The sequence below is a fragment of the Marinifilum sp. RC60d5 genome (assembly GCF_052400665.1).
Lineage (GTDB): Bacteria > Bacteroidota > Bacteroidia > Bacteroidales > Marinifilaceae > JBQTGK01.
Window position 1 is genome coordinate 432,008 of sequence record NZ_JBQTGK010000001.1, and the last position, 12,620, is coordinate 444,627.

9 protein-coding genes are annotated in these 12,620 nt (G+C 33.6%); 6 read left to right on the forward strand and 3 right to left on the reverse strand.

Annotation, left to right across the window (positions count from 1 at the left end):
- Nucleotides 1-79: 79 nt before the first annotated feature.
- From ACT3CE_RS01690 to ACT3CE_RS01710, 5 genes are all read left to right on the forward strand, one after another.
- Nucleotides 80-985, forward strand: a complete 906-nt coding sequence (locus ACT3CE_RS01690; RefSeq protein ID WP_444708034.1) for a Ppx/GppA phosphatase family protein — start codon at nucleotides 80-82, stop codon at nucleotides 983-985.
- A gap of 114 nt (nucleotides 986-1,099) precedes the next feature.
- The gene (gene mtaB / locus ACT3CE_RS01695; RefSeq protein WP_444708035.1) at nucleotides 1,100-2,434 is read left to right on the forward strand and encodes a tRNA (N(6)-L-threonylcarbamoyladenosine(37)-C(2))-methylthiotransferase MtaB; all 1,335 of its coding nucleotides are present in this window, start codon (nucleotides 1,100-1,102) and stop codon (nucleotides 2,432-2,434) included.
- Nucleotides 2,403-3,236, forward strand: a complete 834-nt coding sequence (locus ACT3CE_RS01700) for an inositol monophosphatase family protein (RefSeq protein ID WP_444708036.1) — start codon at nucleotides 2,403-2,405, stop codon at nucleotides 3,234-3,236. Before mtaB ends, ACT3CE_RS01700 begins: the two co-directional genes overlap by 32 nt.
- Before the next feature lie 49 nt (nucleotides 3,237-3,285).
- Nucleotides 3,286-4,161: a lysophospholipid acyltransferase family protein gene (locus ACT3CE_RS01705; protein WP_444708037.1), complete on the forward strand. Its 876-nt coding sequence runs from the start codon at nucleotides 3,286-3,288 to the stop codon at nucleotides 4,159-4,161.
- A 38-nt stretch (nucleotides 4,162-4,199) separates the two neighbouring features.
- Nucleotides 4,200-5,222, forward strand: a complete 1,023-nt coding sequence (locus ACT3CE_RS01710) for a glycosyltransferase family 2 protein (protein ID WP_444708038.1) — start codon at nucleotides 4,200-4,202, stop codon at nucleotides 5,220-5,222.
- Here the strand turns inward: ACT3CE_RS01710 and sugE are convergent, their stop codons facing one another.
- From sugE to gldJ, 3 genes are all read right to left on the reverse strand, one after another.
- Entirely contained in the window at nucleotides 5,223-5,549 is a 327-nt protein-coding gene (gene sugE, locus ACT3CE_RS01715; RefSeq protein ID WP_444708039.1) for a quaternary ammonium compound efflux SMR transporter SugE, read from the reverse strand.
- 2 nt (nucleotides 5,550-5,551) lie between these two features.
- Entirely contained in the window at nucleotides 5,552-6,841 is a 1,290-nt protein-coding gene (locus tag ACT3CE_RS01720) for a UDP-N-acetylmuramoyl-tripeptide--D-alanyl-D-alanine ligase (RefSeq protein ID WP_444708040.1), read from the reverse strand.
- 101 nt (nucleotides 6,842-6,942) lie between these two features.
- Nucleotides 6,943-8,457 (reverse strand): gliding motility lipoprotein GldJ, encoded by a 1,515-nt coding sequence (gldJ, locus tag ACT3CE_RS01725; protein ID WP_444708041.1) that lies wholly within the window; start codon nucleotides 8,455-8,457, stop codon nucleotides 6,943-6,945.
- 339 nt (nucleotides 8,458-8,796) lie between these two features.
- Here gldJ and porU point away from each other — a divergent pair, with 339 nt between their 5' ends.
- Nucleotides 8,797-12,576 carry a type IX secretion system sortase PorU gene (porU, locus tag ACT3CE_RS01730; RefSeq protein WP_444708042.1) on the forward strand — a complete coding sequence of 1,260 codons (3,780 nt, stop codon included), beginning with the start codon at nucleotides 8,797-8,799 and terminating at the stop codon, nucleotides 12,574-12,576.
- The last annotated feature ends 44 nt before the right edge of the window (nucleotides 12,577-12,620 follow it).

A 12,620-nucleotide genomic window follows, 5' to 3' on the forward strand; every position in this document is an offset into this window, starting at 1 on the left:
AGTCCTAAATTTACTTTAATTTGAAATATAATATGGAATCATAAATAATACATTCCATTTCAATTAAACTATACCGCGCATGAAAATAAAAAAATTTGCCGCCATAGATATAGGATCCAACGCAATCCGTCTCTTATTTATGAATGTTTTTGAAAAAGGCAGGAATACGTACTTTAAAAAATCATCTTTAATTCGCGTGCCTATCCGATTAGGAACGGACACATTTATCGATAAATTTATATCTCCTGTTAAAGCTGAAAAACTTGTAAAGTCGATGAAAGCTTTCAGTAATCTTATGGAGGTGCACGAAGTTGTTTCGTATAGAGCCTGTGCCACTTCGGCAATGAGAGAAGCTGCAAATGGAGCCGAAATTATCGAACGAATACAAAAAGAGGCAAACATTAAAATTGACATCATAAACGGAAAAGAAGAAGCAAGTATCATATTCGATAATAAAATTGCAGATAAATTAGATCCGAATAAAGACTATTTATATGTTGATGTTGGTGGTGGAAGTACCGAAATAACACTATTTTCCAAAGGAATTTGCACTTTCTCGGCATCTTTCAACGTGGGGACCATTAAAATTCTTAAAAATTGTGTTCCTCCAGGCGAATTTATCAGAATAAAAGAATGTCTTTTAGATATTTGTCCGAATTGTGAGGATATAGAAATTATTGGATCGGGAGGCAATATAAATCGCCTGGTAAAACTATCAGCTCCAAAAAAGGAGAAATATCTTAGTTATAAAGAATTAAATGCAATTTTTTATGATCTCAAGAAATACTCACAAGAAGAATTAATGATTAATTACGATATGAATCCAGACAGGGCCGATGTAATTATTCCTGCAGCAACTATCTTCTTAAGCGTTATGGAATGGTCGAAAGCGGAAAGAATTCATGTCCCTAAAATTGGCGTTACCGATGGAATTGTACACCAGCTTTACAAAGAATATAAGACTAACAAGTCTTTGATTGATTAAAAACCTAATTCTTTTTGTAAGTTTGTATCCTAATTAGTTTAGATAATTTGAACTATTTCAATTCATTTTGAAGTGGTTCTTTTTTTATCAAAAAATCAGCAGAAGGGAAAAGATATGTTGCAAGGAAAAAGAGTTGCATTTTATACACTGGGATGTAAATTAAATTTTTCTGAAACCTCAACCATAGGACGATCTTTTAAAGAAATGGGATTCGAAACGGTTAAGATTACAGAAAAAGCTGATATATATGTTATCAACACTTGCTCGGTTACCGATCATGCCGACAAAAAATGCCGACAAGCCATTAAAAAAGCTATAAAAACCAACCCAAATGCATTTATTGCAGTTATTGGTTGTTATGCACAGCTTAAACCTGAGGAAATTGTTAAAATACCAGGTGTAGATTTAGTTTTGGGAGCAAATGAAAAGTTCAATATCCACAAATACATCGATCATCTGGAGAAAAAAGGAACAGGCGAGATGCATCCTTGCGAGGTAGGATCGGTAAAAGATTTTCACACCTCATACTCTATGGGTGACAGAACCCGGTGTTTTTTAAAAATACAAGACGGATGCGATTATTTTTGTACCTATTGTACAATACCTTATGCTCGCGGAAGAAGTAGAAACAATAGTATCGCCGATACAGTTAGGCAAGCAGAAAAAGTAGCAGAAAAAGGTGCAAAAGAAATAATATTAACCGGTGTTAATATTGGAGATTTTGGCCGTAGCACAAACGAATCGCTTATCGATCTAATAAAAGAACTAGACAAAGTAAAGGGAATTGAACGATATCGAATATCCTCGATAGAACCAAATTTATTAAGCAACGAAATTATTGAATACGTTGCGAACTCTAAGAAATTTGTGAACCATTTTCATATTCCGTTACAGGCTGGATCGAATAAGGTACTTAAACTAATGAAAAGAAGATACAACCGGGAATTATTTGCCCAGCGTATCGAAAAAATAAAATCTCTCGTTCCTGATGCATTTATTGGTGTTGATGTAATAGCAGGTACCCGAGGAGAAAGTGAAGATGACTTTAATGATGCCTATAAATTCGTAAACGAACTACCAATTAGTCAGCTTCATGTTTTTCCTTACTCGGAAAGACAAGGCACTAAGGCTCTTGAAATAAAGGAATCTGTTCCTGTTGAGGAAAGAAAACGAAGAGCTAAAATGTTTCAAATATTATCTAATAAAAAACTAAGGGTATTTTATCAGGAATATCTGGGCGAAACGCTTGAAGTACTTTTTGAAGGATATAACGACCACGGAAAAATGTACGGATTTACAAAAAACTACATTAAAGTTGAGATTCCTTACAATGTTAATTTAAGCAACCAACTAACAATGGTTAAACTTTTGCAAATTAACGACAAAGGTCATATCGATGCTGAATTAATTAACAAAAATGAATTTAATTTTAAACCAATTATTCAATAAAATGAATGAACTTGAAAACTTGTGTTTAAAAACTCAAAATATAGCCAAAAAAGCTGGAGCCTTTATTAAAGAACAGCAAAGTAAAATAAAAGTAGATGTAGTTGAAAGCAAAGGCTTACACGATTTTGTAACTTATGTTGATAAAACTGCCGAAGAAATGATCGTTAAAGAGCTTAAACAAGTTCTTCCTGATGCGGGTTTTATTGCCGAAGAAGGTACCGAAACCTTTCAATCGGATCGCTACAATTGGATTATTGATCCTCTTGACGGAACTACAAATTATATTCATGGACTTTCGCCTTTTGCCGTTAGCATTGCTTTACAAGACAAAAATGAAATTGTTCTTGGTGTTGTCTACGAAATTAGTTTAAACGAATGCTTTTACTCCTGGAAAGGCGCTGGGAATGCATTTCTTAATTCTAATCCTATTCATGTTTCAGAAGCAGAAACTATTGATGCTTCTCTAATTGCAACTGGCTTTCCGTATTACGACTACGATCAGCTAAAAAACTTTATGGCAAGCCTGGAACATTTTATTATTAATTCGCAAGGAGTTCGCCGCCTAGGATCAGCTGCCACCGATTTGGCTTATGTTGCTTGCGGTAGATTCGAAGCCTTTTATGAATATAGTTTACAAGCCTGGGATGTGGCAGCAGGTTCGTTTTTAGTACAACAAGCTGGTGGCGAGGTTTGTGATTTTAAAGGCAATACGAATTATATTTTTGGTAAAGAAATTATTGCTAGTAATTCTCTGATTCACAACGAATTTAAAAATATTGTAAACAAGTACATGATAAAATAAAATCATTCATTTTTAGTACTTTAAACAAATATTTAGCCCCTTAATTTAAATGATAAAACTACTTTCATACATAGTGTACGGTTTGGTTCGATTAATAAGTTATCTTCCATTACCTGTACTTTATTTTTTCTCTGATATTGTATATCTTTTTGTTTATTATATTTTTCGATACCGTAGAAAAGTAGTTACAGAAAATCTTAAAAATTCTTTTCCCGAAAAATCTGATAAGGAAATTAAAAAAATCAGAAAAGAATTTTACAGTCATTTCTGCGATACTTTTATCGAAACCATTAAACAATGGACAATTAGTGATGAAGAAATTAAAAAGAGATGTAAATTTCTGAATCCTGAAATATTCGATATTTATCAGGAGCAGAACAAAAGTATTATTGCAATATTAGGACATTACGGCAACTGGGAATGGTTATCTTCATTTGCAATTTGGAAAAATATCTACGTCTTACCAATATATAAACCTTTGCATAACAAAGTATTTGATAAAATGTTTCTTAAAATCAGAAAACGATTTGGGGCTATTCCTTTGGCTAAAGACGATACTTTGCGAACAATGATTAAATATCGTAACGAAAAGAAACACACAACAACAGTATTTATTGGAGATCAAACACCAAAGAAAAATAGTATTCATTACTGGACCAAGTTTTTAAACCAGGATACCCCTATTTTAATTGGCACAGAAAGAATTGCCAAAAAATTAGATCAGGTAATTGTATTTATTAAAATGAACAAAATAAAAAGAGGATACTACGAAGTAGAATTTATTCCTCTTTTCGACAATCCCCGTGAGACTAAAGAATTTGAAATATCCGAGAAACATACTCGTATTTTAGAAAATATTATTAAAGAAAATCCCGCTTATTGGTTGTGGTCGCACAAGCGTTGGAAACACAAAAAACAAGACTAAAGTAAAATTAGCTGTAAATTCAATATTTAAAACTATTCATGAATCGTATTGGCATTGTAATATTAAACTGGAATGGGAAAGATTTATTGGAAAAATTTCTTCCCTCAGTGGTATCTTATTCAAAGCGCGATTGGGCGGAAATTATTGTTGCCGACAACGCCTCCAACGACGATTCTATTGCTTTTTTAGAAAAAAACTATCCCGAGATAAATTTAATTAAGCTCGATAAAAATTATGGATTTGCAGAAGGCTATAATCGTGCACTGGCACAACTTTCTCACTCCTATTTTGTATTACTTAACTCCGATGTGGAGGTAAGTGAAAACTGGCTAGATTCTATTTATCAACAATTCGAATCGAATCCGGATATTGCTGCAGCTCAACCTAAAATAAAAGCTTATCACAAAAAAACAGATTTTGAATATGCAGGAGCAGCTGGTGGTTTTATCGATTATCTGGCTTATCCTTTTTGTAGAGGCCGAATTTTTGATAATATAGAAGAAGATAGATCACAATTCAATAAAAACATCGATATTTTCTGGGCCAGTGGAGCTGCTCTTTTTATTCGATCCGAAATTTACAATAAAATTGGAGGTTTAGATTCCGATTTCTTTGCTCACATGGAAGAAATAGATCTTTGCTGGAGGATTAAGAATCAGGGGTATCGCATTATCTGCGATACAAATTCTACTGTTTACCATGTTGGTGGAGCCACTTTACCCAATAATAGCTCGAGAAAGTTATTTCTAAATTTTAGAAACAACTTACTAATGTTATATAAAAATTTACCTGCCAATAATTTTATTTTCACCTTGCTAATAAGAATGTGTTTAGATGGTGTTGCAGCATTAAAATTCCTGCTAAGTGGTGAATTTGCTAATTTCTTTGCTGTTTTTAGAGCTCATCTATCCTTCTACTCATTACTAAATAAATTCCGACAAAAAAGAAAAGTGCTTGTAGCCAAAACTACCTGCAAAAATCACAAAGAAATCTATAAAAAAAGTATCGTTATTGATTACTACTTAAGAAAGAAAAAAAGCTTTTCCTCCCTGGATTTTTAATTAAGCATTTGCTGTAAATTTTAAACCTACAATTGCAATTAAAAGCAATAGCATAAAAAATATTCTAGAAAAGTGAACAGGTTCACCAAATAGGATAATTCCTAAAATTGCAGTCGTTAAGGCTCCTATACCTGTCCAAACAGCATAAGCCGTTCCCACAGGAAGATTTTTTACTGCCAGAGCTAAGAAATAAACACTAATAGCCATAGCAACAACTGTTATTACACTTGGCCATAATTTCGTAAACCCATGCGCATACTTTAAACCAATTGCCCAAACGGCTTCAAAAAGACCAGCTATAATTAAATAAATCCATGCAGTTGTCATAATTATAATTTCTCCACTATTTGCTCCAGTTTAATTCCTCTCGAGCCTTTTATAAGTATATAATAATTTTTTATTTCTTCTAATTCTAACTTTTCAACCAGAGTTTTGGTTTCAGGAAAAGTTTCGAACTTACTATTGGTATTTACTTTAGTAAAATTTTTCCCAACCAAACAGACTTTATCCAGAGCATTTTCCTCGAGTAATTCAAGTAAAATCCGATGCTCTTTATCAGAATCATCTCCAAGCTCTAACATGTCGCCTAATATCACTAATTTATTTTTCGATTTAAGATTTGCGAAATTATTAATGGCAACATTCATACTACTAGGATTTGCATTATAAGCATCTAAAAACAAAATATTATTTTTAGTTTTTTTAAGCTGAGACCTGTTATTTTTAGGCTCATACAATTCCAAAGCATCTTTTATATCAGTCTCGTTTATATCAAAAAAACGACCAATTGTTACAGCAGCTAAAGCATTTTCGAAATTGTAAGCGCCAATTAATTTGGTTTTTATATAAAGCTTTCCAATTTGTGCCGACCTAAGCTCTAAAACCAAATAAGGATCTGCTTGCAGAAATCGGGCTTTGCTATCTGCACTTTCCGAATTTCCGTAAGTACAAACATCCTGGTCGTTTAACATTGTCATTAAATGCTCATTATCACTATTTACAAAAACTTTACCCTTAGCTTGTAAATAATCATATAACTCTTTTTTCGTCTTTTTAACTCCTTCGAACGAACCAAAGCCCTCCAAATGCGCTTTCCCTACATTGGTAATAATTCCATAATTTGGTTCAGCAATATCGCATAAAAAAGCAATTTCATCAGGATGATTCGCTCCCATTTCGACAATTCCAAATTCGGTTTCTTTTGTCATCGATAACAAAGTAAGCGGAACACCAATGTGATTATTCAGATTTCCCTGAGTTGCATATGTAGTAAATTTCTTTTTTAATACTTCAAATGTTAATTCTTTGGTCGTAGTTTTCCCATTGGTACCCGTAATGGCTAAAATGGGCAAAGCTAACCTTCTACGATGTTCTCTTGATAAATCCTGTAAACAGCTTAAAACATCATCTACAAGAATATAGGAATCATTCTTTACATATTTTTTTTCATCAACAATAGCATATACACAACCTTTCTGTAATGCCAGTTCGGCAAATTCATTTCCATTAAAATTTTCACCTTTTAATGCAAAAAAGATTGAATCCGGAACAACTTTTCTTGTATCAGTTACAACAACAGGATACTTCTCGAAAAAATTATAAATAGTAGATAGTGACATAGGATTTCTTCTATAAAAATTCAATAACGAAATTAGTAAATTCCATTAAAAAACCCCATTCTGTATTGAATGGGGTTGAAATATTTTGAAAACTACTTCATTTATTTTTGTGTTGGTCTACCTACACGCGTCATGGCACAACGGAAACCAATATCATCTCTGGCTTCTTTCTGCTCCATAAATCTTCTTGCACTTGGAGCCAGCCAGAAAGCTCTATCCTTCCATGAGCCTCCTTTATAAACCCTGGAATTGTCGGTAATCATAGAACTAAAATCACTATCATCTTGTCCTCTACCTTGAACGTACATACGACTCGAACCATCTTGCTGATGTTCCGGATTATTCCATTCATAATCATCTACAATACTCGATGAAACATCACCATCTTTATAATTACGGTTATCCGCAGTTTTATAATTATCTCTTCCTACCAACTCTTCATCTCTTTGATTTCTGTATCTAATACGTCCTAAACTATCCTTTTCAGCAATATTCCCCTCCTCATCGCGAACAGGAGTTTTAAAAACATTACCTCTATATGGATTAAATTCAGCAATATCTTCAGGAGACATTGGTCGATAAACATCAGCAACCCATTCGCTAACATTACCTGCCATGCAATACAAACCAAAATCATTAGGCCAAAATGAATTTACCGGAACTGTAATATCTCCAGCATCATTTAATGCGCCTGCTGTACCCATATAATCACCACGCCCACGAGCAAAATTGGCCATCATCTGTCCACGTACTTTTTTATTTTCGTTTCTTACCCAGTGGCCATTCCATGGAAAAATCTTTTTATCTGTAATTCTCTCCTCTTCAGAGTTCCCAATTAATGCAGTAGCAGCATATTCCCACTCAGCTTCGGAAGGTAAACGATACTTAGGAAGTAGAATTCCATCAGTCCAACGAACCGATCTTTCTTCATTATCGGGATCTAAATCTGGTAAATTCTTATTAACAGAACCATCGTACTGTCCAGCTAAATAAGCTTCTGTATTAAAGTTATTGTCATCTCTTTGTTCGGTATCATCGTTTAAAATTCCCTTGTTAATAAGAATACGTTCATTAACACGATCGGTACGCCATTCACAATAATCAACTGCTTGTTCCCAGGAAACACCTACCACTGGATACTCAGCATAAGCCGGATGACGCAAGTAGTTATTTACATAAGGTTCGTTGTATGCTAATTCATTACGCCATACCAACGTATCAGGTAAAGCTTTTCTGTAAACCTCAGGATAAGAAACAAACACACGTTTAATCCAGTGTAAATACTCCAGATAATCCACATTACGAACTTCTGTTTCATCGATATAAAAAGAAGGTACTGTGACTCTTCTAGGCGTATTATTCCAGTCGTACATTACATCTTGCTGAGTTCTTCCCATTGTAAAAGTACCACCTTGAACAAATTTAAGACCTGGCCCCGTTTCTTGTTCATAACCGCTGTGATATTCAAAACCTCCATTTTCTGGATCATTGTACGCCCATCCGGTAGTACTTGATTTCTCTTCTTTACCCACAAGTGACTTAATCTTCGAACAAGATGGGAAGATCATTAAACCTGCGGCAAAAACAGCAATAACTATGCTAGATTTTAGTTTCATAATAGACTGAATGTAGTTTATCTTCAAAAATACTTTACTCAACAAATATAACTAAAACTGTATTAAATTTATTGTATTCGATTTTAGTTTTTACACTAAATATTTAACATTTTTAATATTTCTCAAAACAAAGCCTATACTTTAAACCAAAATTATAAGTTAAACAAGGCAACTGCAATACACCAACTACCTATAACATATAGATTTAACAAAACACAAGCAAAAAAAATAATTTTTAAATGCTGTATTTTACATCATTAGCTTATTAATCGTCATTGTTTAAAGTTTTGCTTATTTTGCAATTATTCAATTCCTAATTCTAAAATTATAATTTCTGATATGCGTATTTTATTTTTTCTTCTTATCATAGTAATTGGTTTCAACTCATTTGGACAATCAAACCAAGAATTCAAATTATCCTGGGAAGAAACAAGCATATACTCTAATACAGGTGAAAAAATTACTTCACTGTATTTCTCAGGAGCTTCCTTAAATGAAAAAAACAATTGGTTACCAGAGTTTTCAGAACTTAAAGAAATCGGTTCGAACAGAGAAATATTCTCTGTTGAATTATTTGATACGCAATTTGAACAGTTAAGTTCCATTGAAGAGCGAATTTTACGAAATAAATCTTTTTCTCCATTCATAATCCCCAAAATAAATTCTCTTAGCATACGAAAAAAAATATTTCAACAAGTACAATTTATTCCGATTCGAACAAATCCGGCAACGGGTAAAATAGAAAAACTAATCAGCTTTAAACTAAGATATTTAAAAGAAAGTATGACTAAAACCATAAGTAAAACAAAATCATACACAAGTACTTCTGTTCTTACTTCGGGCAAGTGGATGAAAATTTCCGTGGATACAACAGCTGTACATAAAATTAGCTACGACCAATTAAACAATATGGGAATTGACAATCCTTCTCAAATAAGAATTTACGGATATGGCGGTGGCATGCTCCCAAAAACAAACTTAGAAACTGTAATTGACGACCTACCTCTGATTCCTGTTTATTTAAACACCGGAAGCGATGGAGTTTTTAATTCGGGAGATTATCTGCTTTTTTATGCCAAAGGACCTGTTTCCTGGAAATACGATGAGTCTAAATCTGAATTTATTCATGAAAATCATCTGTACTCCGATAAGGCCTATTATTTTCTATGCTCCGATAAAGGTAATCCATCTATTATTCCAACAATAAATTCAGAGAACTCTTACAATAATACGGTTAGCGATTTTGATGATTATCGTGTTATAGATGTGGATGAAACCAACCTACTAGAATCGGGCAGACTTTGGCTTGGACAAGAATTTGATGTTAGCACCGAATTCGACTATAATTTTAAGTTTCCAAACTTAAAAGCAAACACTCCCATAAAACTAAGTGCTAGTTTGGCAGCAAGATCTTCTTCATCAACAAAATTTGAGTTAAGCTCATCGAATACGGCTATCGGAAACATAAACATATCTGCAGTAAATACAGGAAGTTACACATCAAACTATGCCCTTTTAAGCGAACAAACTTTTTCGAACTTTATTCCCGAATCCGACAATTTCAAGATTACCTTAAGTTATCAGAAAAGCTCTGCATCATCCATCGGGTGGCTAAATTTTTTAAGAATAAATGCACGAAGAAATTTAATTTTTGAAAATTCACAAATGTCTTTTCGCGATAAAGAATCAGTCGGCACAGGAAATATTTCAAAATTCGAAATTCAGAATTGCAATTCTTCGTCAATGATTTGGGATGTTACCAATCCTTTATCTGTAAAGCAAATACCACTTTCATTAAACGGCAATACTGGTACTTTTAACACTTCAACATTTTCTCTTAAAGAATTTATCGTTCTTAATTCCGATGGCAATTTCCCAACACCAGAACTTGTGGAAAATATTCAAAATCAGAATTTGCATGGCTTAAGTCAAGCAGATATGTTAATTATCAGTAATCCTGCTTTTATGAGTTATGCCGGACAAATAGCCGAATACCACCGAAATAACGACAACTTAAAAGTTAGTGTGGTCAGTCAAAATTCAATATTCAACGAATTTTCATCTGGAAATCCTGATGTTTCCGCAATCCGAAACTTTGTTAAAATGTTCTATGATCGTGCAACTTCCGAAACAGATATGATCAAATATCTTCTGCTTTTTGGTGATGGATCATTCGATAATAAATTAGAAAGTACCAGCAACACAAATAAAATTCTTACTTATCAATCGGAAAACTCTATTAGCCCAACCCAATCGTTCGTTACTGATGATTTTTATGGATTACTCGATAATAACGAAGGAGAAGCATCGGGAATGGTAGATATAGGTATAGGAAGACTTCCGGTCAATACCACCGAAGAAGCTCAAATTGTTACCCATAAAATCCTAAATTACAACAATGCCGCAAAAGGCGACTGGCAAACCTCTATTTGTTTTATTGGCGACGACGAAGACAATAACACTCACATGCGAGATGCCAACAAATTAGCCATTCAAATTGAAGATAATTATCCCCAATACAGAACACAACGAATCTTTTTAGACGACTATGAACAAATTACCAGTTCAGCCGGACAAGAATATCCAGATGTAAATCTGGATATTAACGAAAGTATTAACTCGGGACGTTTGATCGTTAATTATACAGGCCACGGAAACGAAAATGGCTTAGCTCACGAACACATATTAATGCTCGATGATATTGAAGCATGGAAAAACCCAGATAAGTTACCTCTATTTATGACTGCTACATGCGAGTTTAGCAGATTTGATAATTACAAAAAATTATCCGCAGGAGAAATGATATTTTTAAGAGCAAATGGTGGCGGCATCGGACTTTTTACAACAACACGCTTGGTATACTCTTCTCCTAACTTTAGTTTAAATCAAAACTTTTACAATTATGTATTCGCGCAAGATTCTAATAAAGAAAACTATCGCCTAGGAGATATAATGAGGAAAACAAAAAATGCAAGCTCAACAGGCATTAATAAAAGAAACTTTACCCTATTAGGCGACCCAGCATTAAAACTAAACTACCCTAAGCACAATGCAATAACCACCAAAATTAACGATATCGAGATAACACAAGCAAAGGACACCTTAAAAGCAATGAGTGAAATTAAAATATCGGGAAAAATACTGAGCGCAACAGGTAATAATTCAGATAATTTTAATGGCACAATTTATCCTACTATTTTCGACAAAGTAAGTAGCAAAACAACACGAGGAAACGATGGAGATCCTTTTGAATACTCGGAACAATCTAATGTAATCTATAAAGGGAAGGCAAGCGTTAAAAGTGGCAATTTCGAATTTAGTTTCTTTGTTCCCAAAGATATCAATTACAAATATGGCCCAGGAAAAATATCCTATTATGCTGCTAGCGAAACCACTGATGCTGCAGGATATACCCATTCAATAATTATTGGCGGGACAAATTCTAATGCCATTAACGACGACATAGGTCCTGATATTGATTTATTTATGGACGATGAACAGTTTACACCAGGAGGAATAACAGATTCAGACCCACTTTTTTTAGCAATCGTTCAGGATTCCAGTGGAATAAATACGCTTGGCACTTCAATTGGACACACGCTTGTTGCAACTCTCGATCAAAACACAGATAAGCAGATAGAATTAAATGATTTTTATGAATCAGAACTCGACAACTACAAAAAAGGTAAAATTACTTACCAACTAAGTGAATTAGAAGAAGGAGAACATGAAATACAATTAAAAGTTTGGGATAATGTAAATAACTCTTCAGAAGGAAATCTCGAATTTATTGTTGCCGAAAATGCCGATCTTGTGCTAAAGCACGTTCTCAATTACCCTAATCCATTTACCACAAATACCGGATTTTATTTTGAACACAATAAAGCCTCCAGCGAACTCGATATTCTAATCCAAATTCTTAGCATATCAGGAAAGTTGATTAAAACAATTGAAACAAGTGTTAGTTCATCGGGAAATCGTGTTGGTCCAATACAATGGGATGGCAAAGATGACTTTGGAAACTCAATTGGTCGTGGAGTTTACTTCTATCGTGTAAAAGTTAGAGCCGATAATGGAAAAACAGTTAATAAATTCGAAAAATTAGTCATCCTCAAATAATAAAAAAGAATAATTATAGTTATTTGAATTATATTTGCAGATTA